This window comes from Herbaspirillum sp. WGmk3 (assembly GCF_023952535.1).
Lineage (GTDB): Bacteria > Pseudomonadota > Gammaproteobacteria > Burkholderiales > Burkholderiaceae_D > Herbaspirillum > Herbaspirillum huttiense.
Genome location: NZ_JAKYWT010000003.1, coordinates 475,456 through 500,221, shown reverse-complemented (window position 1 = coordinate 500,221; position 24,766 = coordinate 475,456). Strand labels below are relative to the sequence as shown.

Genomic DNA, 24,766 nt, shown 5'->3' with positions numbered 1-24,766 from the left:
AACACCATGTCGCAGGTTTCCACCCAAGCCGCGGCGCACGCCGCCGCAGCCGGCACTGCCACCGCCGTCAGCGAAGAAGCCACCATGAAGAAGGTGATGCGCCGCCTCATCCCCTTCATCCTGCTGTGTTACGTGGTCAGCTATCTGGACCGCATCAACGTCGGCTTCGCCGCGCTGACCATGAACAAGGACCTGGGCCTGACGCCCTCGCAATTCGGTCTGGGCGCGGGTCTGTTCTTCATCGGCTACTTCTTCTTCGAGATTCCCAGCAACCTGGCGCTGCATCGCTTCGGCGCGCGCATGTGGATTTCGCGCATCATGATTTCCTGGGGCGTGATCTCGATGGCCACCGCCTTCGTGGTCGGCCCCAAGAGCTTTGCACTGGCGCGCTTCCTGCTGGGCATGGCCGAGGCCGGCTTCACGCCGGGCATCTACCTGTATTTCACGCAGTGGTTCCCCGGTGCCTGGCGCGGCAAGGCCACGGCCTTTTTCCTGATCGGCATCCCGGTGGCCAACATCATCGGTTCGCCGCTGTCGGGTGCGCTCATGGAATTGCACGGCATGTGGGGCTTCAAGGGCTGGCAGGTGCTGTTGCTGCTGGAGGCACTGCCGGCCGTGCTGCTGGGCGTGCTCTGCCTGTTCCTGCTGCCGGATCGTCCGTCCAAGGCGGCCTGGCTCACGCCTTCTGAAAAGCAGTGGCTGGAAAACGAATTGTCCACCGAGCAGAACGTGCTGGCCGCCCGCCATGGCAACAAGCTCAAGGATGCCTTCACCAACTGGCGTGTCTTTGCGCTGGCTGGTGCGAATTTCTGCGGCATCATCGGTTCGCTCAGCATCGGCCTGTGGCTGCCGCAGATCATCCGCGAGTTCGGACTGCCCTCGCATCAGGTCGGCCTGGTGGCGGCCATTCCCTACCTGGTCGGCGCGGTGGCCATGACGCTGTGGGCGCGCCTGGCCAATCGCAGTGCGCACCGCCTGTTCTTCGTGGCCGGGGCCATCGTGCTGGCGGCGCTGTCGCTGGCCATTTCGGCCTTCCTGCATACGCCGCTGCTGAAGATGCTGGCCATCACCATAGCGGTGGCCTCGATTCTGTCATTCCAGGCGACCTTCTGGGCCATTCCTTCGGGCTTCCTGACCGGCCGCGCGGCCGCCGGCGGCCTGGCGCTGATCGTCTCCATCGGCAACCTGGGCGGCTTCGTCGGCCCGTCGGTGATCGGCTTCATCCGCGAAAGCACCCAGGGCTTTACCTATCCGCTGATCTTCGTGGCCGGTGCCTTGCTGCTGGGTGCCGTCATCACGCTGGCACTGGGTGATCCGTCCCGTGCCCCTTCCACTTCCAAGGAAACAGCATGAGCTTCTTTGCCCCGCCTCCCACGGTCGAAGCCAGCGTCTTCACGCGCTTGCCCGATCATTTCAGGTCCTCCCGCAAGAATGCCTGGGGCGATGCCAACCGGGGCGGCCTGCCCATCGATTCCTTCCTCGAAGGGCCGTCCTTCGACCGCCAGGGCCGGCTCTACGTCACCGACATTCCCTATGGCCGCATCTTCCGCATCAGCATGGACGGCCAATGGGAACTGGTCACTGAATACGACGGCTGGCCCAATGGCCTGAAGATCGACAAGAGCGGCCGCATCGTCATCACCGACTACAAGCGCGGCCTGGTGCAGCTCGATCCCGATACCGGCACCGTCACGCCGCTGCTGGAAACGGTCGGCTCGGAAGGCTTCAAGGGCGTCAATGACCTGGTGTTCGGTCCCAAGGGCGAGATCTATTTCACCGACCAGGGCCAGACCGGCCTGCAGGATGCCACCGGGCGCGTGTATCGCCTGGCGCCTGATGGCCAGCTGACCTGCCTCATCAACACCATCCCCAGCCCCAACGGCATCGTCTACGACCCGGCCCTGAACCACCTGCTGGTGGCGGTCACGCGGGCACAGCAGATCTGGCGCATCCCGCTGCATCACAACGGCGTGGTCGGCAAGGTCGGCGTGTTCGCCAACCTGCACGGCGGCATGGCCGGTCCTGATGGCCTGGCGCTGGATGCCGAGAGCTGCCTCTACATCGCCCACACCGGCTTCGGTTCCATCTGGCGGCTGTCGAAGTTTGCCGAACCCTTGCTGCGCATCCGCTCCACGGCCGGCATCTCGACCACCAACCTGGCCTTTGGCGGAGTGGATGGCAAGAGCCTCTTCATCACCGAATCCCAGACCGGATCCATCCTGCGCGCCGACGTGCCGGTGGCCGGCCTGCCCATGTATTCCCACGCTTGAGCGTGGTCCCCTGACTGCATCTTCAATTCTTCCATCAAAGGATCCCCATGAGCACCCAACCTGATTTCATCCGCGACATCGAACGCGTCGACGCTGCCATCGTGGCGCAGGCCGCAGAATTCCCGGCCTCCATCCTGGCCGATGTGGCCGGCCGTCGCGGCACCCTGTGCAGCCGCGTGGCACCGCTGTCGCCCTCCATGCGCGTGGCCGGACCGGCCGTGACGGTGGAAGTGCGTCCCGGTGACAACCTGATGATCCACGCCGCCATGGCCATCGCCAAGCCGGGCGACGTGCTGGTCATCGATGGCAAGGGTGATGAGACCTGCGCGCTGATGGGCGAGATCATGGTGTCGCAATGCAAGGCCAGCGGCCTGGCCGGCATCATCATCTATGGCTCGGTGCGCGATACCGAAGCCATCCGTGCCATCGGCTTCCCGGTCTATGCCGTGGGCGCCAATCCGAACGGCCCGACCAAGAACATCGCCGGCCGCGTGAACTGGCCGGTCTCGGTGGGCGGCACCGCCGTGCAGCCAGGTGACCTGATCGTGGGCGATGCCGATGGCGTGGTGGTGGTCGAGCGTGAGAAAGCCGCATCGCTGCTGGCGGCTGCCGCCAAGAAGGTGGCCGATGAAACCAAGCGCCTCACCGAAATCCGTGGTGGCGGCCCGCTGCGCCCGGCCTGGCTGGAAGGCGCATTGCGCAAGGGCGGCGTGCTGGCCGAAGGAGAATCGCTGTGATCGCTTTCAAGAAGGAAGTGGTGATCGTCACCGGTGTCGACCTGGCACCGCAAGCGGTTGAGATCCTGCGCGACTTTCAGCTGGTCTATGCCGGTGCCAAGCCGACCGAGGAAGACATGGTCAGGCTTGTGCAGCAACATCTGCCGGTGGCCATCATCGTGCGCTATGGCGGCGTGAGCGCGCGCGTGATGGATGCGGCCCCCGGCCTGCGCGTGATTTCCAAGCACGGCACCGGCATCGATTCCATCGATACCGAAGCGGCCAAGGCGCGCGGCATTGTCGTCAAGGCAGCGGCCGGTGCCAATGCGCCGGCGGTGGCCGAGCATACCTGGGCGCTCATCATGGCCTGCGCCAAGAACGTGGTCGGACTGGACCAGCGCATGCGCGAAGGCCACTGGGACAAGTCCACCCACAAGAGCCTGGAGCTGCGCGGACGCACGCTGGGCCTGGTCGGCATCGGTGCCATCGCGCGTCGCGTGGCTGCTGTGGCGGTCGCGCTGGAGATGCCGGTGCTGGCCTATGACCCGTATGCGAAGGACGCTCCGCAAGGCGTGCGGCTGGTCGATCTCGATACGCTGTTTGCGCAATCCGACGTGGTCTCGCTGCACTGCCCGCTGACGGCCGACAACAAGCACATGATCAATGCGCAATCGCTGGCCCGCATGAAGGACGGCACCATCCTGGTCAACACGGCGCGTGGCGGACTGATCGATGAACCGGCACTGATCGCGGCACTGGCTTCGGGCAAGCTGCGCGCAGCTGGCCTGGACAGTTTCGAGAAGGAACCCTTCACCGCACCGCATCCGCTGCAGGACGTCAGCAACGCCATCCTGAGCCCGCATATCGGCGGCGTGACGGCCGATGCCTACATCGCCATGGGCACCGGGGCGGCCAGCAATGTCCTGGCGGTATTGAACGAACAGACCGTCACCGGCTGATTCATAATGACTGACGGGCCAGCCGCCGACACAGGCGGCACCCGACTTCCGAGAGAGAGACATGGAGACCATCCAAGACGACAAGCGGCTCGAACAAGAGACCGTGCGCAAAGTGACCTGGCGCTTGCTGCCCTTCCTGATGCTGTGCTACCTGTTTGCCTTCATCGACCGCGGCAACATCGGCATGGCGGCCTTGCAGATGAACCACGACATCGGGCTCTCGCCCAAGATGTTCGGCTTTGCCAGCAGCCTGTTCTTCATTGCGTATTTCATCTTCGAAGTGCCCAGCAACCTGGCACTGCAGAAGTTCGGCGCACGCAAGTGGCTGGCCCGCATCATGGTCACCTGGGGCCTGATCTCGGCCTGTACTGCCTTCGTGCAGGGGCCGACTTCGCTGTATTTCGTGCGCTTCATCCTGGGCGCTGCGGAGGCCGGATTCTTCCCTGGGGTGGTGCTGTACCTGACCTATTGGGTGCCATCGGCATATCGCGCCCGCATCGTGGCGCTGTTCATGGTGGCGATCCCGGCGGCCAGCTTCGTGGCCTCGCCGGTCTCGGCGCTGCTGCTGCAGATGGATGGCATCGGCGGATTGCGCGGCTGGCACTGGCTGTTCCTGCTGGAAGGGTTGCCGACCGTGTTGCTGGGCGTGGTCTGCCTGTTTTTCCTGACGGATCGTCCGGACCAGGCGCGCTGGCTCAATGATGCGCAGCGCCAGTGGCTGGTTGCCACCATGAACAAGGAAGCGGCCAGCCGTACCGCCAAGCAGCACATTCCCTTGTGGAAGCTGTTCAGCCAGCCGCACGTGTGGGGCATGGCCCTGGTCTGTGCCTGCGCTTCGGCGGCCGGTTCGGTGTTGAACGTGTGGCAGCCGCAGTTGCTCAAGTCCTTCGGGCTGACGGTGATGCAGACCGGCCTGGTCAATTCGATTCCCTACCTGGTGGCCTCGGTGCTGATGGTGTGGTGGGGCCGTCATTCCGACCGGACCGGTGAACGCCGCTGGCATACCGCCATTCCGCTGATCCTCATCGGTGGCGGCCTGGCGCTGGCATCGCTGGCCAACACGCTGGCCCCGGTGGTGCTGCTGCTGACCATGGTGTTGATTGGCGCGTATTCGTTCAAGGGACCGTTCTGGGCCATGGCCTCGACCTGGCTGGCCACGGGTTCGGCCGCGGCCGGACTGGCGGGGATCAATGCCGTCTCCAACCTGATCGGCGGTGGCCTGATGGTCAACGCCTACGGCTGGATCAAGGACGCGACCGGCAGCTACGCCATGGCCTTGTTGCCGCTGGTGGGCTTGTCGGTGGTGAGCGTGGCCATCCTGCTGGTGCTGTCGCGCAAGTCGCGCGTGGCCGCTACCGGCGGCTTGAAGGAAGCCGTGCGCTGAGCACAAGCGTGATGACAAAAGAGCCGCCTTGCTTGCGCAGGCGGCTCTTTTGCATTGCGTGTCGCGGTTTCAGGAAAAACCGAACAAACTCGCCGGATTGCTCACCAGGATCTGGTGGCGCAGCGCCGGATCAGGGGCCCAGGCGGCCAGCAGGTCGAACAGCACGGCGTCATCCGGTTTGATCTTTTCGGTGGGATGCGGCCAGTCGCTGCCCCACAGCGTGCGCTGCGGTGCCGCCTGCAGATAGGCGCGCGCCAGCAGGCTGGTATCGGGATAATCAGGCGGCCCCTGCAGGGTATCGGCATAGGGCTCGGAGAGCTTGATCCAGGTATTGCCCTTGGCCAGCAGGCGCAGGATGGCTTGTGCGCCGGGATGATCCAGTCCTTGCGGCTGCGGGATGCGGCCCAGATGGTCGATCACCACCGGGGTGGGCAGGCCGGCCAGCACGGTTTCATGCTCGGCGATCTGCGTGCCCGACATCAGCACCTGCACATGCCAGCCCAGCGGCGCGATGCGCTTTGCCGTGCGCAGCAAGCGGTCCACGGTCGTGATGCCCCAGCTTTGCGGCGACAGGAAATTGACTCGCACGCCGCGTACTCCCAACTGATCCATCTCCTTCAATTGCGCCAGTTCCACGTCATCGTCGATGACCACGATGCCGCGTGCCTGCGCGCCGAACTGGGTGAGTGCGTCGAGCAGGCAGCGGTTGTCGCTGCCATAGGTGGAGGGCTGGACCACCACGTTGCGGGCGATGCCGAGCTTGGCCATCAGTCGCCGGTAGTCGGCCACGGTGGCGCCGTCAGGGCGGCCGCCGCGCCAGTGCGGCGAGACCGGGAAGCGCGCGTCATAGATGTGGTGATGGCTGTCGCAGGCCAGCGCTGGCGCTTTGAGCCGGGGCGGCTGGTCGCCGGCGGAGTTGGGAATGGACTGGGCGATGGCCGAGCGCGCTGCAGTACAGGCGAGCAGGCTGCCGGCCAGGAATTGTCTTCTGTTGACCATGGGTCTCCTTGCATTGTTGTTGTCGGGACGGCCGGGGCGCATCAGATCAGAGGGCACCAGCGTCTGCCATGGAGTCTAGTGATGGGGTGGGATGCAGACTATTTCCTTTTTTTTCTGCATTCATAACTGCGGGGAATGGATCGGGAGTCGGCACCGATCGGGCCGGATCGCGCCGTTGTGCGAGCAAAGCTGCAGCCAAGTGAAGATTGATTCTCGTCAAGCGAGAACTTAAAGAATCCGGAGTGACTCTACAGCAGCACTGTCCGGTACTGCGCCGCTGGCGTCGGTTCCCGATCGTTTTCCCGTCCAACTGAGATCCCGCGCGCCATGCAACCACAAGAAAACTCATCGCCAGAAGCCCGCTCACCCCAAACTCCAACCCCGGAAGACCCATCACCAGAACATTTGCCATCCACGGCCGCTGCCGTACGCAACCCATGGGGCAGCATGGTGCTGTTCCTCTCGGGGTTGCTGTTGTGGGGGCCATTCGGGTTGGCCGTCTTCACGCTATCCACGGCCAGATTCGGAGCTACCGGGATGGGCCCGCTGGCGGGGGTCTATCTGGTCGGGGCACTGTTCGACTTCGTCATGTACGTTGCATTGGCCGGCGGCTGTCTGCTGGCGATCTACGCCTGCATCCAGAAGCCATGGCAGAACAAGCCGGTGTCGATACTGTTCGTCTTGCAGCTGATCACCCTCGTGGGATTCGTCATCCTGGGTGAGCTATCCGGCAAGTCGATCTTGGAGCCGGTGCAGAAGATCGTCCGAAACATCGGTAGCACGTCGCACGACGGGCGGGACATTCCTTCGCAGTTTTGGGAGGTCATGGGTGCCCCCTCCGGGAATGATGGCACGCGTCATCCCAGTGATGTGGAGGCTGCGCGCAAGATGGTGATTTCCAACGTCAAACTGCAGCGCCAGCTCCAGGATGACGTCCTCTACTTGCTGTGCCAGGTGGCGGGATTCACCGACGTCCAGGGTCTCGAATTCATCACCAAAGAACTTCGGTTCGGGCCCACATTCGCTTGCTCCTTCGCGCAGGCGGCCGAATCGGCGATGGAACAGCACAACTATGCTGCTGCGGCCTGGCTCGTCGATCGGGCGGACGACGCAGCGTTGCCGCGCCTTTGGGGTCGGATGCTGATGAGCGTGGACCATCGCCAGCAGGACAACGTGAAGCCCGGCGAGATCGACAACGAAACCCGAGCGCTGCCGATATTTGAAAGCATGCTCAAGCGTGGCTTGCCCATGGGGCCATTGCCCGGGAGCGCTTCGTTGCTGCACGGCGCCATCTTCGAGGGACAGCCGAAGGTGGCTGCGCTGTTGCTTGCCCATGGTGCTGATCCCAATGAGCGACCAAACAATTCTCCGCCACTCATTTTCATGGCTGTCAAGGCAGGACCGGCATTTCTCCGACCGTTCCTGGCAACCCCGGGGCTGCGGCTCGATGTAGTCGGCCGCAGCGGTGAATCTCTCATGGCCGCTGCCCTGGGAAGCAACAATACAGAGACGCTCAGCCTCTTGCTGGAGGCGGGTGTGCGTTTCAACCCGACTGCGCTGGACGTGCTTGAGATCAAAGACCTGAAGCTCATGCAAATCATGCTCGATCATGGATTGAACCCGCGTTGGCGCGATGCTGAGGGCAATACCTTGCTGGCCTATTTCTATCGTACCGACACTTTCCCTGACATCGCAGCCATGCTGGTCAAGGCGGGATTGCCGGTGAATGCGCGCAATCGTTACGGTGCAACCATCCTCAATTACGTCTCGGCGGATGACTTCCGTACCGACGCCCGGGATGCCTTGATCGCACTGGGGGCAAGGCCGGGTAAAACCGACCAGCGACTGCTGATGCAGTATCCGCGTGGTGGAGCGGCTGCCGGGGTGAGTTACGAGATCCGCTTGCAGACCGGCAAGAAAATCACGGGCAGAACGGATATCTTCGGCAAGTCCAGCTGGGTGCCGGATGGTACGCCCTATGAGTCGGAGCGGGTGTGGTCCAGTCCGTGAAGCGATGGGTCAAGGCCTGTCGTTCTGTGCTCCGGCAGCATGGTGCGGAGCACGTGGGCTATGGCGGGTCGCCTGATCCGTCCCATCGGGTTGGCCTCATCGCACCCGCGTGGCCGGATCGGGCAGTATCATGCCGGTTCACACAAACTCCTTCTCCAACCAAAAACCACGTCGCACACATGCCCGAATCCCGCCTCCCGTCAGTGGACATCACCACCGCCACCCCCGCCCAAAAGGAAGTCCTGGACGATATCCTGAAGGGCCCGCGCGGCAACCTCGCCGGCCCCTTCCTGTCCTGGATCCACAGTCCCGAACTGGCCCAGCATGCGCAGAAGCTGGGCGCATTCTGCCGCTATCACACGCAGCTGCCCTTGTCCCTGTCGGAACTGGCCATCCTGTGCACCGCCGCCAGGTGGCAAGCCCAGGCCGAATGGCAGATCCACTATCCGATCGGGATCGAAGCGGGACTGGATGCGGCCAACGTCGAACGGATCCGGCGCGGCGAGCGCCCCGACTTCGCTGCGCGTGATGAACAGATGATCTGGGAACTGGTGGAGGAACTCTACGAGACCAAGCGCATTTCCGACCCCTTGTACCGGGAAGCCGAACAGCGTTTCGGCATCGAGGTGCTGGTCAATCTCGTGGGTTTGTTGGGTTACTACTCCCTGGTGGCGATGACCCTGAATGTCTTCCATGTGCGCCACGGCGATGGCGCGCTGCCCTTTGCGGAACAGACCGGTCAAGCTGCGCGCTGATCGGAGGGCGACCCTGGCGGAAATTCAAACATTCCGCCCCCATGTTTGAATCAGGGGATATCCAGCACGATCCGGCCGCGCGCTGCCTTGCCTGACTCCAGCAAGGCATGCGCGCGGGCAGCTTCGGCCAGCGGGAAGCACTGGCCGACCGTCGGCACCCATACGCGTTCCTCTGCCAGCTTCGCCACCGCGCGCAGGCACTCCGGGGCATCATCAATCATCGCGCGGACCACGCGCACCTTGAATTCCTCGCCGCGCTCCAGGATCGGTGATGCGACCAGCCAGACCAGTTGGCCGCCCGGCTTGAGCACCGGATAGGAACGGTCGTGGGTGTCCCCGCCCACCAGGTCGAAGACGATATCCACTCCACGCAGCGCCGAAAAATCCTCCTTGTCATAGGCGATGACGCCGGTCGCGCCCAGTGCCAGGACGTCGTCCCGGTTGGCGCTGCTGCAGGTCGCCCAGACCTCGGCCCCCAGATGCAGCGCCAGCTGGATCATCAGACTTCCCACTGCACCCGACCCGGCGTGCACCAGTACCTTCATCCCGCTGCGCACCTGTGCCGTCCTGACGATGGGGATCCAGGCACTGGCACCGGGCTGCAACAAGGCGGCTGCCTGCCTGGTCGAGAGCGTGGACGGCTGCCTGACCACGCGCGCGGCCGGCACAACGATGCTGTCGGCGTAGCTGCCCTGGCCGAACATGTCGGCCATCACGCACACGGGCTCACCGACAGGGAGACCCTCTGCCCGCGATTCGACGATCACGCCGGCACCGTCGCGGCCCGGTACCTTGGGCAGCGTCAACGCCAGCTGAGCTTGCAGCAGGCCCGCGCGCAGCTTGGCATCCAGCGGAGCCACGCCCGCTGCCCGCAGGCTGACGCGGACCTGGCCCGGCTTCAGCGGAAGCTGCTCAACGGCTTCCAGGGCCATGACATCGGGCGGGCCATACTGGTGATAGCGGATGGCTTGCGTATTCATCGTTTGTCTTTCATGGAGTGCTTGTGAAGATGCGACATTCCTCCTCGCAGGAGGCCATGCACGGATACTAGAGAGTCGTCTCACGGTAGTGCAAATCGGTCCTGCCGATTCAGCCGATCAGCCTTGCTGATGCAAGGCCAGCCTGGCCGAAGTCATTACAGCGCTGTAATGACTCGGCAATCTTTCTGTCTCCACCCGCTTCTTAGAATTCATTCCCGGAAACCACCGTCTGGGCCAGCCGATGCAGGCCCGCACAGCGCAAGGCCTTTGACGCGTCGCTGTACGACGGTGCATAATCGCCCCCGCTTCTTGCCAGCGTCGCATTCCCATCCCGTGGCTGCCGACCGGACTGGCTGGTCGCCATCTCTCATTTCCACCATGCGTGCACTGATTCTCCTGCTTGCCTTCCTGTTGCCGATGCAGCTCTCCTGGGCGGCAGTGGCATCGTATTGCCAGGCGGAAAAGGAGAGTACGTCCGCGCACCTGGGACATCACGACCACCCCGCCGCCGAGACGCACGCGCAGGTGAAGTCCTTGGACTCCAAGGACTCCAAGGAATCCAAAGCAGGGGAGCTCGACCTGGATTGTTCCCTCTGCCACTTCTGCGCCATGAAGTCGGTACAGGCCGGCAGCAGGCTCCTCATCGCGCCGCTGGCCACGCGTGTGTCAGCCCATTTCAAGCACGTTTCCCATCCTGCCTCCCACATCGCCGACGGGCCCGACAAGCCCAACTGGCTGCTCGCCGCCTGAGTCGGCGAGGACAATCCACACCCGTCATCTGCTCTCGCCGAATTCCCCTTTTCATCACCGGAGAATTCGATGTTTCGTCACAGCTTCACGCTGGGGCTGGCGCTGCTTGCGGCCAGTTCCAGCCATGCGCAATCACCCGCGCAATCCAGCCCGCAATCCATTCTGCCCGCCACGGCATCCGCCCTGGACCGGGAAGCCGGCCCGCTGTCGCTGCAAGCCGCGATCAGCCTGGCCTTTGACCACAACAAGACGCTGGCCGCCGCCCGCAAAGAGATCGAGGCCGTCGAGGCCACGATCCTGCAAGCGGGTGCCCGGCCCAATCCGGAATTCTCGGCGCTGATCGAGGATGTCCGCAAATCCAGCCGCACCACCACCTACCAGATCAATCAAGCCATCGAACTCGGCGGCAAGCGCGGTGCCCGCATCGAGGCCGCGCAGCGCGCCCGCGACATGGCCGTGCTGGAATACGCCGCCAAACGCAGCGAACTGCGCGCCGCCGTGGTGGCCGCGTATGTCGACGTGATGGTCGCCACCGAGCGGCAGCGTCTTGCCGGCGAACTGCTCGGATTGGCCAAGACCTCGGCCGAGATGACGGGTCGGCGCGTTACGGCAGGCAAGATTTCTCCCGTCGAACAGACCAAGGCGCAGGTGGCGCAGTCCGGCGCGCAACTGGAACTCAGTCAAGCCAACAGCGAGCTGCTCCTCGCACGGAGAACCCTCGCGATGCTGTGGGGTGGTGGCAATGACCGCGTTCAGTTGAGTGAAGGCGGCGTCGAGTCTCTGCCGCCTTTGCCGGCGATTGCACAGCTGACCGAACAGGTCGCCAATGGCCCGGCAGTGCGCCTGGCCCGGCTTGAAGTCGAGCGCCGCCGTGCGCTGGCCCGGATCGAGACCAGCAAGCGCACTCCCGATGTGAGCCTGACCCTGGGCAACAAGCGCGATGAATCCAGTGCTCGCAACATGTGGGTGGTGGGTTTTTCCGTGCCCATCCCGGTCTTCGACAGCAACCAGGGCAATGAGCTGGAAGCCTTGAAGCGCGTCGATATCGCACGCGATGCCTTGGCGGTCGCCGAGGTGCAAATGCAGGGCGAGGCCGCACAGGGCTTCGAGCGGTTGCGCAATGCCAGGGAAGAGGCCACGGCCTTGCGCAACGACATCGTTCCGGCCGCGCAATCGGCCTACCAGGCCGCCCGTACCGGATTTGAAGCAGGCAAGTTCGCTTACCTGGACGTCCTTGACGCTCAGCGCACCTATTTCCAGGCCAAGGCGCAGTACTGGAAAGCCCTGTCCACCGCCTTCCAGGCCGCCGCCGATCTTGATCGCCTGGCCGGCGTCGAGACCCTTCCAGCAGAGTGAGAACAACCATGACAAAGAAGCAGACATTCACCATCGCGGCGATCATCGCCATTGCAGCGCTCGTGTCGGGAGTCATCCTGATGAAGGACAACTCCGCTCAGGGCAGCAACGCCAAGCCGGACGCCCACCAGGAAGATGGCGAGCATCGTGAAGAGGGCGGTCACAAGGACAAGGCTGCGCATGATGACGACAAGGAAGTTGAGCACAAGGACGACGAGCACAAGGAAGGTGAGCACAAGGAAGAAGGAAAGATCGCCCTGAGCAAGGAGCAGATGGCCGCCGCCGGCATCCGGGTCGACACTGCCGGTCCCCTGCAGATCAGGTCCACCGTGCAGCTGCCGGGCGAGATCCGTTTCAATGAAGATCGCACTGCGCACGTAGTCCCGCAGGTCGCCGGCATCGTCGAATCGGTCTCGGCCAATCTGGGCCAGAAGGTCAAGAAAGGCCAGGTACTGGCCGTCATCAGCAGCAGTGCCGTCTCCGAGCAGCGCTCCGATCTGCTCAATGCAGAACAGCGCCTGTCGCTGGCCCGCAGCGCGTATCAGCGCGAGAAGCACCTGTGGGAACAGAAGATTTCTGCCGAACAGGATTATCTGCAAGCGCAAGCCGCGCTGCGCGAGGCCGAGGTGGCGGTGCGCAATGCGCAGCAGAAGCTGTGGGCCATCGGTGCGACGGGCACATCGTCCGGCAGCCTCAACCGCTATGAAATCCGCGCGCCCTTCGACGGCATCGTGGTCGAGAAACATCTCGGCCTGGGCGAGGCCGTGCGCGAGGATGCCAATGCCTTCCTGATCTCCGATCTCTCCAGTGTCTGGGCCGAGATCATCGTCTCGCCCAAGGACATGCAGGTGGTCCGGGTCGGTGAGAAGGTGGTGGTGCGTGCCACCGCCTTCGATGCCAGTGCCGAAGGCAAGATCTCCTACGTCGGCTCCCTGATCGGCGAACAGAGCCGTACGGCCAAGGCCCATGTGGTGTTGCCCAATACCGGTGACCTCTGGCGTCCGGGCCTGTTCGTCAATGTCGAGGTGATCGCCGGCGAGACACAGGTCCCGGTGGCCGTGGCAGCCGATGCCATCCAGACGGTCGAGGGCAAGAACGTGGTGTTTGTCCGTGATGCGGATGGCTTCGTGGCCAGGGAAGTACGCCTGGGACGTTCCGATGGCAAGTCCGTCGAGATTATCTCCGGCCTCGATGCCGGCACCGGCTATGCCGCCACCGGCAGCTTCGCCATCAAGGCTGAACTGGGCAAGGGTTCCGCCGAGCACAGCCACTGACCAGCGCGACCTCAGGAAAGACGACAATCATGTTTGAACGCATCATTCGCTTTGCCATCGAGCATCGATGGCTGGTCCTGCTGGCGGTGCTCGGCATGGGCGCGTACGGGATCTACAGCTACCAGAAGCTGCCCATCGACGCCGTCCCCGACATTACCAACGTGCAGGTACAGATCAATACCGCCGCGCCCGGCTATTCACCGCTGGAGACCGAGCAGCGTATCAGCTATCCGATCGAGACCGTCATGTCGGGCCTGCCGCATCTGGAACAGGTGCGCTCGCTCTCGCGCTATGGCCTGTCGCAGGTGACGGTGATTTTCAAGGACGGCACCGACATCTACTTTGCGCGGCAACTGGTCAATGAACGCATCCAGCAGGCCAGAAGCCAGCTGCCCCCCGGCATCGATCCCGGCATGGGACCGATCTCCACCGGCCTGGGCGAGATCTACCTGTGGACGGTAGAGGCCAGGGAGGATGCGCGCAAGGCCGATGGCACGCCCTATACCGCCACCGACCTGCGCGAGATCCAGGACTGGGTCATCAAGCCGCAATTGCGCCTGGTGCCGGGCGTCACCGAGATCAACACCATCGGCGGCTTCGCCAGGGAGTATCTGGTGGCACCCTCACCGGAGAAACTGGCCTCCTACGGCATGACCATGGACACGGTCGTCAAGGCGCTGGAGAAGAACAACAACAACGTCGGTGCCGGCTACATCGAGCGGCGTGGCGAGCAATACCTGATCCGTGCACCGGGCCAGGTGGGTTCCACGGAAGACATCGGCAACATCGTCCTGGCCAACGTGAAGGGCGTGCCGATACGCGTGCGCGATGTGGCCGAGGTGGGGATCGGTCAGGAACTGCGCACCGGTGCCGCTACCGAGAATGGCCGCGAAGTGGTCCTGGGCACCGTGTTCATGCTGATCGGCGAGAACAGCCGCAAGGTCTCGCAGGCGGTGGACAAGAAGATGCGCGAGATCAACCGCACCCTGCCGGAGGGCGTGGAGGCGGTGACCGTGTATGACCGCACCGTACTGGTCGACAAGGCCATCGCCACCGTCAAGAAGAACCTGGTCGAAGGGGCCTTGCTGGTGGTGGCGGTGTTGTTCGTTTTCCTTGGCAACATCCGCGCGGCCATCATCACGGCCACCGTGATTCCGCTGGCGATGCTGTTCACCTTCACCGGGATGGTCTCCAACAAGGTGAGTGCCAACCTGCTCAGTCTGGGCGCGCTGGACTTCGGCATCATCATCGATGGCGCGGTGGTGATCGTGGAAAACTGCGTGCGCAGGCTGGCCCATGCGCAGCAGCATCATGGCCGCACGCTCACCCGCAGCGAGCGCTTCCATGAGGTCTTCGCTGCGGCCAGGGAGGCGCGCCGCCCGCTGCTGTTCGGCCAGCTGATCATCATGATCGTGTATCTGCCGATGTTTGCGCTCACCGGCGTCGAGGGCAAGATGTTCACGCCAATGGCCTTTACCGTCGTGGCGGCGCTGGTCGGCGCGATGATCCTGTCGGTCACGTTCATTCCCGCCGCCATCGCCCTCTTCATCGGCGAGCGCGTCGCGGAAAAGGAGAATGTCATGATGGCCTGGGCCAAGCGCCTGTATGAGCCGATGCTCAAGCGCATCATGGACAACAAGGCCGTGGTGCTGACCTTTGCCGGGGCCCTGATCGTGGTGTGCGGCGCAGTCGCCACCCGCCTGGGGACGGAGTTTGTACCAAGTTTGAACGAAGGTGACATGGCGGTGCAGGCGCTGCGCATTCCCGGTACCAGCCTGAGCCAGTCGCTCGAGATGCAAAAGCAGATCGAGCGCACGCTGAAGCAGACATTCCCCGAGATAGAACGCGTGTTCGCCCGCACCGGCACGGCCGAAGTGGCGTCCGATCCGATGCCGCCGAACATCTCGGATGGCTACATCATGCTCAAGCCGCAGGACCAGTGGCCCCAGCCGAGAAAGACACACGAAGAGTTGCTGGCCGCGATCCAGTCCGAAGTGGAAAAGATTCCGGGCAACAGCTACGAGTTCTCGCAACCCATCCAGCTGCGCTTCAACGAGCTGATCTCGGGCGTGCGCAGTGACGTCGCGGTGAAGGTCTTTGGTGATGACATGAAGGTGCTCAACGAGACCGCGGCCAGGATATCGGCAGTGCTGGAGAAGATCCCCGGTGCCACCGAAGTCAAGATCGAACAGACCACCGGCCTGCCGATGCTGACGGTGGACATCGACCGCCAGAAGACGGCGCGCTACGGGCTCAATGTCTCGGACATCCAGGACACCATCGCCACCGCCATCGGCGGCAAGGAAGCCGGGACGCTGTTCCAGGGCGACCGCCGCTTCGCCATCGTGGTGCGCCTGCCTGATCAGGCCCGCACCGATCTGGAGGCGATCCGTCGCCTGCCGGTAGCCTTGCCGCTGCAGGAGGGCGCGCAGCGTACCAGTTACGTCCCGTTGGGTGAAGTTGCCACGCTGAACATCGCGCCGGGTCCCAACCAGATCAGCCGCGAAGACGGCAAGCGCCGCATCGTGGTCAGTGCCAACGTGCGCGGACGTGACCTGGGTGGTTTCGTGGCCGATGCCGAGCGCCAGTTGCAGTCCGAGGTCAGGATTCCGACCGGTTACTGGACCACCTGGGGTGGCCAGTTCGAGAACCTGCAATCGGCCACGCAGCGTCTGCAGATCGTCATTCCCGTGGCCTTGCTGATGGTGTTCGTGCTGTTGTTTGCGATGTTTGGCAACGTCAAGGATGGCTTGCTGGTGTTTACCGGCATTCCGTTTGCGCTGACCGGCGGCATTCTCGCGCTGGCCTTGCGCGACATCCCGATGTCGATCTCGGCGGCGGTGGGCTTCATTGCGCTGTCCGGGGTGGCGGTGCTCAACGGGCTGGTGATGATCTCTTTCATCCGCAGTCTGCGCGAGGAGGGGCGGTCGCTGGATGTAGCCATTCACGAGGGCGCCATGACCCGCTTGCGTCCGGTGCTGATGACGGCGCTGGTGGCTTCGCTGGGTTTCGTGCCGATGGCGCTGGCGACCGGGACCGGTGCCGAAGTGCAGCGTCCGCTGGCTACGGTGGTCATCGGCGGCATCCTGTCCTCGACGGCGCTGACCTTGCTGGTGCTGCCGCTGCTGTACCGGCTGGCGCATGCGGGGGATGAAGAGGGCGGGCCGCGCTGGTTTGAGTTTTTGCGGAAAAGGAGGGCACAAGCATGAGGGCCTCCAACATTCATCCCTGGATCAAGGTTTCGTCCCTTGTGGCCGTTGTCGCGCTGATCTCGGCATGCGCCGCGCCGGAGCAGGAAAGGGCTCCGTGCAGGATCCTGCAGCAATCCAGCGCCTGCGTTGCCGTGCCGGTGCATGACGACGTGCACGAGGATGAGGCCAAGAAACTGACACCCCCGCCGGAGGGCATGGCCTACCTGTACATCACGCGGCCCTATGCACAGCAGCGTGGGGCGAGGACGCGGGTGTATGTGGACGACAGGCTGGTAGCCGAGTTGAGGCCGATGTCCTTTGCGCGCATCGCGGTCAGGCCGGGGAGGCATACGGTCAGGGTGGTCACCGATAAGGTGGAAGCGGTCTCGATGGCGACCGATACGGAGAAAGTAACATTTCTGGAATATCAGGTCGTGGAGCACTTTTTCAGCACCGAGCCGAGCCTGAAATCAGTTGCGCGCGAGCGGGCAAGCGAGTCGATGCAGCCGCTGGAGATGGTGCTCAACGCGGACCAGCAGGGGGCGCACTGAGGGGAAGGAGGGCCTGCCATGGCTCTCCTGTTTGTCTCCGGGACTTGGTCCGTTTATGTGACCAAGTCAGATTTTCCGTTGAATCTGGTTTACTCTGTGCGCTGTTTCGATGTGGCTTTATCACGATGGATTTTGACGGCACTTTTTCTGCGTGTGCGGTGTCGTTGCATGATCGGGAGCGCATCGTCAAAGTGATTTTCAAGAGGAAATGAATGAACAGAGTATTGCAGTCCATCCACGATAACCTGCCGCAATGGATGGCCGACTGGTTCGACGTGCTCGTGCCGGCGACGGAGGTGGTCCTGATCTTCCTGCTGGCGCTGGCCATCATGCGGGTGGCCCGAAGCGTGATGGCCAGGATCGCGCGGACTTATGGACTGCCGGCCACGGCCGTCATGCTCACGCAGCGGGTACTGGGATTTTTCATCTATGGCGGTGCCATGCTGTGGGCGCTGGAGCGCATGGGCGTGTCCGGAGCGGTGCTGTGGTCAGCATTCACCGGGTTTGCCGCTGTGGGTGCGGTGGCGTTCTTTGCGGTGTGGAGCGTGTTGTCCAATCTGTTTTGCGCCATCCTGATCTTCACCACCAGCCCGTTCCGCGTGGGGGATCTGATCGAGGTGCTGGAGGGCGGCGACAAGCCCGGCGTGAAGGGGCGCGTGCTGGATATCAATCTGGTCTATACCACCTTGCTGGAGGAAGGGCCGGAGCAGGAATCGAAGACGATTTTGCAGCTGCCCAACAGCATGTTCTTTCAGCGGATTGTGCGCAGGTGGAATGATGAGGGTGGGGCTGGTTTTTAGTGGCTCGCGGAAGGGCGTACTGACTGGTTCGCGGGGGCGATCTCTTCCAACCGACCAGTTCGTCAGTCCGGGCTGCTTATCAGAGCTCCCGCACTGCGCAGGTCCCTGAACAGCGACAGCCATTCAAGGAATTCCAGATGCTGCAGATACCGAGGTTGCATCAGCACGATGCCAGGCGGCCTCCCCAACAGCGGGGCCAACATGAACGGCAGCCTGGTTATTTCACTTTCCTCACCAGCGTGCGTGCCGGGTGCAGGTAGCTGCCGTCTGCGGAAAGCGGTGCCATATACGTCACCCGCTTCCCGGTCTCTGCATCAATGAGGACGGAATGGCGCTCACCGCGCTTGAACAGGTGCGCTTCCCCCCATTGTCTTAGCGCAACGAGCAATGGAAACAGACTGAGTCCCGCTTCAGTCAGCACGTACTCCTGATAAGACGTCCCGTCGGATGCCGATTGCGTCTGAAGGATGCCGGCATCCACGAGTTTGCGCAGGCGGTCTGCCAGAATGTTCTTCGATACCGACAGGTTGCGCTGAAAGTCGCCAAACCTGCATACCCCGTCAAACGCATCCCGCACGATCAGCAGCGCCCATCGGTCCCCCACCACGCTCACGCTGCGTGCGATGGGACAGTATTCTTCATCATGATTCAGTTGAGTCGACATAAGCCTTCCAGCTGGTGTAGTCCGCAATGTGGTTGCATTTTAAAACCATATCCACTAGCATTCAAATGGTTTTAAATTGAAACCAGATTGCTGCCATGGTCCCATCTTCCCCTGCGTTATCCCGCCGCTTGCTGCTTCTGTTTGCGTTGGCCAGTGGCTTGAGCGTAGCCAATGTCTATTACGCCCAGCCTTTGCTGGATGCGTTGTCTCAAGATTTCAGGATCAATCAGTCAGCTGTCGGCGGTGTTGTGACGGCGACCCAGCTCGGCTGTGCGCTGGCCTTGCTCTTTCTGGTTCCACTTGGCGACAAGGTGGCGCGCAAGAAGCTGACTGGCCTTCAGTTGTCCGGTCTGATTTGTGCACTGGTCACGGTGGGACTGGCACGAACTTCTTGTACGCTGTTGGCAGGCATGCTGGCAGTCGGTTTGCTGGGGACGGCAATGACCCAAGGTCTGATTGCCTACGCCGCGAGCGTCGCTGGTGAGAACGAACGTGGGAGGGTAGTGGGTGCTGCGCAAACTGGCGTGTTCATCGGTTTGCTTTTGTCACGCGTCTTCTCTGGTGCGATCAGCGATGTCACGGGGTGGCGGGGCGTTTACTTCTGTGCTGCCCTCATGATGCTGTTGTTGGCCTGGCCGCTGTGGCGAGGCCTGCCCGCAGTACCGGTGTCCTCGAATGGATTGAGTTATGCAAGGCTCCTTGCGTCGATGTGGTCCTTGCTTCGTCATGACAAGGTACTTCAGGTCCGAGGTACGCTGGCGATGTTGATGTTCGCCAGCTTCAATATCTTCTGGAGTGCCTTGGTTCTTCCCTTGAGCGCGAGTCCCTATCACTTCTCTCATACCGTGGTTGGTTCTTTTGGTCTGGTTGGCGTCATTGGAGCGCTGGCGGCATCACGCGCCGGAAGATGGGCGGACAAGGGACACGCACAACGCACCAGTGCGGCCGCGCTCTCGCTCTTGCTGTTGGCCTGGTGGCCCTTGTCGCTGATGGATGGGTCGCTGTGGGCCTTGGTGGCCGGCATCATCTTGCTCGATCTGGGCGGGCAGGCGCTGCACGTCACGAACCAGAGCTTGATTCTTCGCAGCAGTCCGGAAGCGCATGGCCGCCTGATCGGCATCTACATGCTCTTTTACGCGGTGGGCAGCGGTCTGGGCGCACTCTCTACTACCGTTGTCTATGCGGCCCATGGGTGGCGGGGTGTCTGTCTTCTTGGTGCCGCCGTCAGCTTCAGCGCTCTGCTGTTCTGGCTGATCACCTGCCGACGGCGATAGGGCAGGACCCAGCAATCACGCCAGGCATGATGCGCACCATTGAGGTATCGTTCAGGGCTACGGAGGAGATGGCTCATGGACTTTACCAATATCCTGGAATACAAGCACTGGTCGGATCGCCGCATTCTTGATGCGGTCGCGCAACTCACGCAAGAGGAACAACAGCGCGCGTTCGATTTCGCGCGGCAACAGTTGAACCACATGGTGCGCGTGGAGGAATTGTTCCAGTCCCGCTTACGTGGCGTGGCCGATCCGCATGACTCCACCAATACCGAGCACCTGCCTGCACTGGCTGAGCTGGAGGCCAGGCTGATGGCGGCGAACCAGTGGTTGCTGACCTATGCCAGGAGTCTCAGTCCCAGCCAGTTGAAGGAAAATATTTCTTTCACGTTCGTGGATGGGAAGCGCGGAAGACTCAGCCGCGAAGAAGTCATCTTTCACCTCATCAATCACGGCACTTACCATCGCGGGGCGATTGGCCATGCGCTTGATCTGGCCGTGGGGAAACGTCCTGCCGATACTTACAACGTGTTCATTCATGCTGCAGAACCCGAGAGAAGGAACTAGCGATCATCAAAACGCAGTCGTGTTTTGATGCATGGCTGATCTGCTTTGCGCTCCTCTCTCTTCGGTAGTGCGGGTGACCAGGATGCTTCACTTCATCCCCGGTTCCAGGCGATGCCGGGAGAAAAAATCGACAACCAGCCGACTGGCATCCGGCCCCGCTGCATTGTAGGACAGGGAGGTGTCCCCGCCGCTCCAGGCGTGTCCGAGTCCCTCGATCAACACTGAGCGGATGATGAGCTTGCGGCCACGCACATAGTCACGGGTTGCAACTATCCTGCGCCGGGGCTGCTTTTTGGAGGTACGGCCGTAGGGCGTTTCCCGGGGAGGCTGCTCGGTCAAGCTCTGCGTGTGATTGATTAAAAGAAACTGTTCCACCAGCTGGCGCTGATTGATGGGCCGCACGATCTTGTCGTCAGTCCCGCCGATGAGGATCGCCGGCAATGCACCTGTTCGGGGAAAACGTGTGAGCGCCCGCTTGGCGGCGGCTGAAGCGCGCAGCGATCCGTGCTGCATGACAGAGTACGCTCCGGCGGCATTGCTGCAGACACCGGAAACCGGTGCTGCGTGCAGCGCGACAGCAGCGATGAGTTCGGGGTGCGTCAATGCCAGGAGATGTGCCATCGCTGCACCGGCCGAGATTCCGCAGACGTAGATGCGTTGCGGGTCGATGGGGTGCGTTTTCAGGATCTCCTGGATCAGGGAGGCCACCAGTGCGACGTCACCTTCTCCCTTCTGGGCGTCCGGTGCGTACCATCGCCAGCATCGGTGCGGATGGGCACGCAAGGATTGTTCGGGATACAGGACGGCAAAGCCGTGCTTTGCTGCGTGCGCATTCATCCTGGTTCCTTGCGCAAAGTCGGCAGCGTTTTGCTGGCAGCCGTGGAGCATCACGATCAAGGGCAGCTCTGAAGGAGTGGGCTTGGGCAGGCAGAGGCGATACTGCAGCGAATGGGTGGTGGCGGGGACGTGATGGACTGCGGAGGTGACCGTGACTTCGGATGTGGATGAGCTGGCTGCACGGGGAGCGGTCTTGGGCTTGCGTATGGATGAGGTTTTGCTGCGGGGTGAAGCGGGCGAAAGAAAATCGAGAAATTGTTTGCGCTGTACTTTCCCGGCTTTTTTCATGGCCGATAGCCACAGGCGGCTCAGTTTTTTCATCGGGATGGCGCCAGGTGGACGATGGGTTTCGTTTGACCGTTGTGCCTGCAAGCAGGTTCTCTTGCGAGAGCCAGAGCAGTCGCTGCGCGCCATGTCCGAAACGACAGTCGCAAGCCTGGGCGCTCCGGAGGCGGAATGGTCGACTCGTCCGTTGCTCAGGGACATATCATGTTCTTGCCAATTTTTTTGGGATTGGTATTACACAGAAGCTGGGGGTGCGGCATTGAATGCAATTTCGATTCCGCAAAATATCGCCCTATCTGCATGACAAAATCCAAGGAGAGATGGCGGATGCGAGCGCCATCATGGGATTACCGCCAAGGATGGTGAGCTGAACTGTTCTCTGCCGTATCGGCCTCAGGACTAAAAGACTGCAAGGAACCCGCGAGATTGCGCAATTCGTCCAGCAAGCGGGTCGCTGGTGTGGGCAGTATCCCTTGGCGGCGTCGAAATGCCATCAAGGTCCGTGGGGCTTTCAGTCCCTCCACCGGCAGCGCATCAATCAGGCCGGCCTTGCGTTCCGTATCGAACATCGGGCCAGACATCCAGCCCACGAATCCACAGCGTGCTACCAGGCTCTTGAGTACCGTGACGGAACGGGATTCCACTGCGATCTCAGGCATCGGCAATCCAGCCTTCGCAAACGTTTCTTTCAAGTGCAGATAAGGTCCTGTGCCTGCAGGGGTCAATGCCCATCGCAGCTCAAGGGTTTCGGCCAGGCTGATCTTGTCTTTGCCCCGCAAGGGATGATCGTTTCCTGCCACCACGTAGCTCAGATCTGTCCAGCAGCAGTCCGCGATCGCTGCCACGCCATCCGTTTCCATGCCCGACGTTCCCAGTGCCAGGTCGATCTCGTGGGTCAGCAAGCCCTCTGCCAGACGATCCCAAACGCCTTCGATGATTTCCACGCGCAGGTTGGGCCATTTTTCCAGTACACCGGCCACAGCCAGTGGCAGTACGAGACTGGCAATGCTCCCCACCGCCCCGACCTTGATGACGCCCTTGCTCAAACCACGCAGGGCATCCAGTTCGTCGCGCGCCTGCTTGGCTTCCCGTTGCAAGGAAAGTGCGTGCGGCAGCAGCGCCTGTCCAAGCGATGTCAGATGCATGCCGGTGGTGTGACGTTCAAACAGGATGCCGCCAACGGATTCTTCGAGACGCTTGATGGCGCGACTCAAGGCCGGCTGGGTCAGGCCGAGCACGTGCGCCGCTCGCCCCAGGCTACCAGCACCGACGATGGCACAGAACATTTCCAGTTGCTGCAGATTGAAGCTCAATGATTTCTCCCGATGATCGTGCTGGCTGAGCATTTCGGCGCTTGTGTGACATGAGCTGGCACATTACCAAAGGTTATGACTTTTATCCAATTTGGCAATTTTCAAAGAGATGATTGAGTCACATACTCCTCCCGAATCACTTTCCACCCAAGTCACAAGATCTTCCATAGGACTTCACATGCAGGCGCCCCAATTACCTGGAATCACAGTTCGCGACGCCGTCCTCGATCTGATGCGTCGCCTGGACATGACCTCCGTCTTTGCCAATCCGGGCTCCACTGAACTGCCCATGTTCCGTGACTTCCCGGCCGATTTTCGTTACGTGCTGGGCTTGCAGGAGGCAGTCGTGGTCGGCATGGCCGATGGTTATGCCCAGGCCAGTGGCAAGGCCGCCCTGGTCAACTTGCATTCCGCGGCGGGCGTCGGCAATGCCATGGGCAACATCTTCACCGCCTTCCGCAATCGCACTCCCTTGATCATCACTGCCGGCCAGCAGGCACGCTCCATCCTGCCATTCGATCCGTTCCTGGCAGCCTCGCACGCAACCGAGCTTCCCAAGCCTTACGTCAAGTGGAGCATCGAGCCTGCGCGCGCCGCTGACGTCCCACGCGCGCTTGCCCGGGCCTATCACATTGCCATGCAGGAACCGCGTGGTCCGGTGTTCGTTTCCATTCCCGTGGATGACTGGGATCAGCCTGGGGAGTTGCTCGAGGCCACCGCGGTCACCACGCGCAGCCGCCCCGAGGCGGACGCCATCGCTGCCCTCGCCACCGCCCTGCACCGCAGTGAGCGTCCGGCCATCGTCGTCGGTTCGGAACTGGACCGTGCCGGGGCTTGGGATGAGGTGCTTCGTCTGGCCGAGACCTCCAACGCTCGCGTGTTTGTTGCGCCGATGTCCTCGCGTTGCAGCTTCCCTGAAGACCATCGCCTGTTCGCTGGATTCCTGCCGGCCATGCGCGAAAAGATCGTGCAATTGCTCAATGGCTACGACCTGATTTTCGTCGCCGGCGCTCCGGCCTTCACCTATCACGTCGAAGGCAGCGGGCCGCATCTGCCACCCGGGGCGCAGCTGTACCAATTGATTGATGATCCGGTGACGGCTTCCTGGACGCCGTCCGGGACTGCCATCGTCGGCAATATCCAGCTGGGACTGCAAGATCTGTTGGCGCAGATGCTGCAGCATGCGCCCGCCGCTCGTCCGGCGCCACCTGCGCGTGCTGCGCGTCCCCGCGCCGAGCCGGAGACACCGATGTCAGCGGCCTTTGCCATGCAGACCCTCGCTGAAGTGCGCGCAGCAGAGGATATCGTCGTCGAGGAAGCGCCAGGATCCCGTCCGACCATGCAGGCCTATCTGCCCTTTACACGCCCGGGAACCTTCTACACCATGGCCAGCGGCGGTCTTGGCTATGGCATGCCGGCGGCGGTGGGGGTTGCCCTGGCCAGACCGCAGCAACGCGTCATCGGGCTGATTGGGGATGGTTCTGCCATGTATTCGCCGCAAGCCATCTACAGCGCTGTGCAGCTGCGTCTTCCCCTCACCTTCGTGATCATCAACAACGGGCGCTACGCCGCCCTGCAGGACTTCGCGCCGGTTTTCGGCTTCGGTGCCGGCGACGTGGTCCAAGGGACTGATCTTCCCGGGCTCAACTTCGTTGCACTGGCGCAGTCGATGGGATGCAAAGGCGTGCGTGTGAGTGAGCCCGGCGAGCTGGCCGCTGCACTGCGGACGGCGATATCGTCGAATGAACCCCGTCTGGTGGAAGTCGTGGTGCGCTGATTGTTTTCGTTAGGATTCTGCTTGGTTGCAAATCGATACTAATGGCCTGGCAGC

Annotated in this window: 21 protein-coding genes; 16 read left to right on the top strand and 5 right to left on the bottom strand. The window is 62.4% G+C overall.

Annotated elements, in window-relative coordinates:
- Nucleotides 1–6 precede the first annotated feature (6 nt).
- From MKD49_RS14270 to MKD49_RS14250, 5 genes are all read left to right on the top strand, one after another.
- Entirely contained in the window at nucleotides 7–1,353 is a 1,347-nt protein-coding gene (locus tag MKD49_RS14270) for an MFS transporter (protein ID WP_134134350.1), read from the top strand.
- Complete coding sequence (locus tag MKD49_RS14265; protein ID WP_252696606.1) at nucleotides 1,350–2,270, top strand: SMP-30/gluconolactonase/LRE family protein; 921 nt, start codon at nucleotides 1,350–1,352, stop codon at nucleotides 2,268–2,270. The genes MKD49_RS14270 and MKD49_RS14265 overlap by 4 nt, the downstream gene beginning before the upstream one ends.
- Before the next feature lie 47 nt (nucleotides 2,271–2,317).
- Nucleotides 2,318–3,007 carry an RraA family protein gene (locus tag MKD49_RS14260; protein WP_121040874.1) on the top strand — a complete coding sequence of 230 codons (690 nt, stop codon included), beginning with the start codon at nucleotides 2,318–2,320 and terminating at the stop codon, nucleotides 3,005–3,007.
- The gene (locus tag MKD49_RS14255) at nucleotides 3,004–3,945 is read left to right on the top strand and encodes a hydroxyacid dehydrogenase (protein ID WP_252696605.1); all 942 of its coding nucleotides are present in this window, start codon (nucleotides 3,004–3,006) and stop codon (nucleotides 3,943–3,945) included. Before MKD49_RS14260 ends, MKD49_RS14255 begins: the two co-directional genes overlap by 4 nt.
- Nucleotides 3,946–4,006: 61 nt before the next feature.
- Nucleotides 4,007–5,329 carry an MFS transporter gene (locus MKD49_RS14250; protein ID WP_252696604.1) on the top strand — a complete coding sequence of 441 codons (1,323 nt, stop codon included), beginning with the start codon at nucleotides 4,007–4,009 and terminating at the stop codon, nucleotides 5,327–5,329.
- Between the two features lie 69 nt (nucleotides 5,330–5,398).
- Here the strand turns inward: MKD49_RS14250 and MKD49_RS14245 are convergent, their stop codons facing one another.
- Nucleotides 5,399–6,328: an amidohydrolase family protein gene (locus tag MKD49_RS14245; protein WP_252696603.1), complete on the bottom strand. Its 930-nt coding sequence runs from the start codon at nucleotides 6,326–6,328 to the stop codon at nucleotides 5,399–5,401.
- A gap of 447 nt (nucleotides 6,329–6,775) precedes the next feature.
- Here MKD49_RS14245 and MKD49_RS14240 point away from each other — a divergent pair, with 447 nt between their 5' ends.
- Complete coding sequence (locus tag MKD49_RS14240) at nucleotides 6,776–8,338, top strand: ankyrin repeat domain-containing protein (protein WP_252696602.1); 1,563 nt, start codon at nucleotides 6,776–6,778, stop codon at nucleotides 8,336–8,338.
- A 179-nt stretch (nucleotides 8,339–8,517) separates the two neighbouring features.
- Nucleotides 8,518–9,093, top strand: coding sequence for a carboxymuconolactone decarboxylase family protein (locus tag MKD49_RS14235; RefSeq protein ID WP_252696601.1), 576 nt, complete (start codon nucleotides 8,518–8,520; stop codon nucleotides 9,091–9,093).
- A gap of 50 nt (nucleotides 9,094–9,143) precedes the next feature.
- On the opposite strand, the gene MKD49_RS14230 is transcribed toward MKD49_RS14235, so the two are convergent.
- Nucleotides 9,144–10,073 (bottom strand): NADP-dependent oxidoreductase, encoded by a 930-nt coding sequence (locus MKD49_RS14230; RefSeq protein WP_252696600.1) that lies wholly within the window; start codon nucleotides 10,071–10,073, stop codon nucleotides 9,144–9,146.
- Nucleotides 10,074–10,451: 378 nt separating this feature from the next.
- Between MKD49_RS14230 and MKD49_RS14225 the strand changes: the two genes are divergently transcribed.
- From MKD49_RS14225 to MKD49_RS14200, 6 genes are all read left to right on the top strand, one after another.
- Complete coding sequence (locus MKD49_RS14225) at nucleotides 10,452–10,823, top strand: cobalt transporter (RefSeq protein WP_134134359.1); 372 nt, start codon at nucleotides 10,452–10,454, stop codon at nucleotides 10,821–10,823.
- A gap of 69 nt (nucleotides 10,824–10,892) precedes the next feature.
- Nucleotides 10,893–12,179: a TolC family protein gene (locus MKD49_RS14220; protein ID WP_252696599.1), complete on the top strand. Its 1,287-nt coding sequence runs from the start codon at nucleotides 10,893–10,895 to the stop codon at nucleotides 12,177–12,179.
- Nucleotides 12,180–12,187: 8 nt separating this feature from the next.
- Nucleotides 12,188–13,453, top strand: coding sequence for an efflux RND transporter periplasmic adaptor subunit (locus MKD49_RS14215; protein ID WP_252696598.1), 1,266 nt, complete (start codon nucleotides 12,188–12,190; stop codon nucleotides 13,451–13,453).
- A 29-nt stretch (nucleotides 13,454–13,482) separates the two neighbouring features.
- Nucleotides 13,483–16,662, top strand: coding sequence for a CusA/CzcA family heavy metal efflux RND transporter (locus MKD49_RS14210; protein ID WP_252696597.1), 3,180 nt, complete (start codon nucleotides 13,483–13,485; stop codon nucleotides 16,660–16,662).
- Nucleotides 16,659–17,195 (top strand): DUF2846 domain-containing protein, encoded by a 537-nt coding sequence (locus MKD49_RS14205; RefSeq protein WP_252696596.1) that lies wholly within the window; start codon nucleotides 16,659–16,661, stop codon nucleotides 17,193–17,195. The genes MKD49_RS14210 and MKD49_RS14205 overlap by 4 nt, the downstream gene beginning before the upstream one ends.
- Nucleotides 17,196–17,407: 212 nt before the next feature.
- Nucleotides 17,408–17,995 (top strand): mechanosensitive ion channel family protein, encoded by a 588-nt coding sequence (locus MKD49_RS14200; RefSeq protein ID WP_199725043.1) that lies wholly within the window; start codon nucleotides 17,408–17,410, stop codon nucleotides 17,993–17,995.
- A 217-nt stretch (nucleotides 17,996–18,212) separates the two neighbouring features.
- Here the strand turns inward: MKD49_RS14200 and MKD49_RS14195 are convergent, their stop codons facing one another.
- Nucleotides 18,213–18,659, bottom strand: coding sequence for a helix-turn-helix domain-containing protein (locus MKD49_RS14195; RefSeq protein ID WP_252696595.1), 447 nt, complete (start codon nucleotides 18,657–18,659; stop codon nucleotides 18,213–18,215).
- 95 nt (nucleotides 18,660–18,754) lie between these two features.
- Between MKD49_RS14195 and MKD49_RS14190 the strand changes: the two genes are divergently transcribed.
- Both MKD49_RS14190 and MKD49_RS14185 read left to right on the top strand, forming a co-directional pair.
- On the top strand, nucleotides 18,755–19,933 hold the full coding sequence (locus MKD49_RS14190; protein WP_252696594.1) for an MFS transporter: 1,179 nt from the start codon (nucleotides 18,755–18,757) through the stop codon (nucleotides 19,931–19,933).
- A 75-nt stretch (nucleotides 19,934–20,008) separates the two neighbouring features.
- Nucleotides 20,009–20,500 carry a DinB family protein gene (locus MKD49_RS14185; RefSeq protein ID WP_252696593.1) on the top strand — a complete coding sequence of 164 codons (492 nt, stop codon included), beginning with the start codon at nucleotides 20,009–20,011 and terminating at the stop codon, nucleotides 20,498–20,500.
- Between the two features lie 87 nt (nucleotides 20,501–20,587).
- Here the strand turns inward: MKD49_RS14185 and MKD49_RS14180 are convergent, their stop codons facing one another.
- Together MKD49_RS14180 and MKD49_RS14175 are read right to left on the bottom strand one after the other, a co-directional pair.
- Nucleotides 20,588–21,658 carry a PHB depolymerase family esterase gene (locus MKD49_RS14180; protein ID WP_252696592.1) on the bottom strand — a complete coding sequence of 357 codons (1,071 nt, stop codon included), beginning with the start codon at nucleotides 21,656–21,658 and terminating at the stop codon, nucleotides 20,588–20,590.
- Nucleotides 21,659–21,969: 311 nt separating this feature from the next.
- Nucleotides 21,970–22,935 carry a LysR family transcriptional regulator gene (locus MKD49_RS14175; RefSeq protein WP_252696591.1) on the bottom strand — a complete coding sequence of 322 codons (966 nt, stop codon included), beginning with the start codon at nucleotides 22,933–22,935 and terminating at the stop codon, nucleotides 21,970–21,972.
- Between the two features lie 178 nt (nucleotides 22,936–23,113).
- Here MKD49_RS14175 and mdlC point away from each other — a divergent pair, with 178 nt between their 5' ends.
- Complete coding sequence (gene mdlC, locus MKD49_RS14170; protein ID WP_252696590.1) at nucleotides 23,114–24,712, top strand: benzoylformate decarboxylase; 1,599 nt, start codon at nucleotides 23,114–23,116, stop codon at nucleotides 24,710–24,712.
- The last annotated feature ends 54 nt before the right edge of the window (nucleotides 24,713–24,766 follow it).

Bases quoted from the DNA above. Each gene is read 5' to 3' on its own strand.
- MKD49_RS14265 (WP_252696606.1), top strand. From the start codon at position 1,350: ATGAGCTTCTTTGCCCCGCCTCCCACGGTCGAAGCCAGCGTCTTCACG.
- MKD49_RS14245 (WP_252696603.1), bottom strand. From the start codon at position 6,328: ATGGTCAACAGAAGACAATTCCTGGCCGGCAGCCTGCTCGCCTGTACT.
- MKD49_RS14200 (WP_199725043.1), top strand. From the start codon at position 17,408: ATGAACAGAGTATTGCAGTCCATCCACGATAACCTGCCGCAATGGATG.
- MKD49_RS14230 (WP_252696600.1), bottom strand. From the start codon at position 10,073: ATGAATACGCAAGCCATCCGCTATCACCAGTATGGCCCGCCCGATGTC.
- MKD49_RS14250 (WP_252696604.1), top strand. From the start codon at position 4,007: ATGGAGACCATCCAAGACGACAAGCGGCTCGAACAAGAGACCGTGCGC.
- MKD49_RS14185 (WP_252696593.1), top strand. From the start codon at position 20,009: ATGGACTTTACCAATATCCTGGAATACAAGCACTGGTCGGATCGCCGC.
- MKD49_RS14220 (WP_252696599.1), top strand. From the start codon at position 10,893: ATGTTTCGTCACAGCTTCACGCTGGGGCTGGCGCTGCTTGCGGCCAGT.
- MKD49_RS14180 (WP_252696592.1), bottom strand. From the start codon at position 21,658: ATGAAAAAACTGAGCCGCCTGTGGCTATCGGCCATGAAAAAAGCCGGG.
- MKD49_RS14205 (WP_252696596.1), top strand. From the start codon at position 16,659: ATGAGGGCCTCCAACATTCATCCCTGGATCAAGGTTTCGTCCCTTGTG.
- MKD49_RS14225 (WP_134134359.1), top strand. From the start codon at position 10,452: ATGCGTGCACTGATTCTCCTGCTTGCCTTCCTGTTGCCGATGCAGCTC.
- MKD49_RS14240 (WP_252696602.1), top strand. From the start codon at position 6,776: ATGGTGCTGTTCCTCTCGGGGTTGCTGTTGTGGGGGCCATTCGGGTTG.
- MKD49_RS14215 (WP_252696598.1), top strand. From the start codon at position 12,188: ATGACAAAGAAGCAGACATTCACCATCGCGGCGATCATCGCCATTGCA.
- mdlC (WP_252696590.1), top strand. From the start codon at position 23,114: ATGCAGGCGCCCCAATTACCTGGAATCACAGTTCGCGACGCCGTCCTC.
- MKD49_RS14270 (WP_134134350.1), top strand. From the start codon at position 7: ATGTCGCAGGTTTCCACCCAAGCCGCGGCGCACGCCGCCGCAGCCGGC.
- MKD49_RS14260 (WP_121040874.1), top strand. From the start codon at position 2,318: ATGAGCACCCAACCTGATTTCATCCGCGACATCGAACGCGTCGACGCT.
- MKD49_RS14235 (WP_252696601.1), top strand. From the start codon at position 8,518: ATGCCCGAATCCCGCCTCCCGTCAGTGGACATCACCACCGCCACCCCC.
- MKD49_RS14190 (WP_252696594.1), top strand. From the start codon at position 18,755: ATGGTCCCATCTTCCCCTGCGTTATCCCGCCGCTTGCTGCTTCTGTTT.
- MKD49_RS14195 (WP_252696595.1), bottom strand. From the start codon at position 18,659: ATGTCGACTCAACTGAATCATGATGAAGAATACTGTCCCATCGCACGC.
- MKD49_RS14210 (WP_252696597.1), top strand. From the start codon at position 13,483: ATGTTTGAACGCATCATTCGCTTTGCCATCGAGCATCGATGGCTGGTC.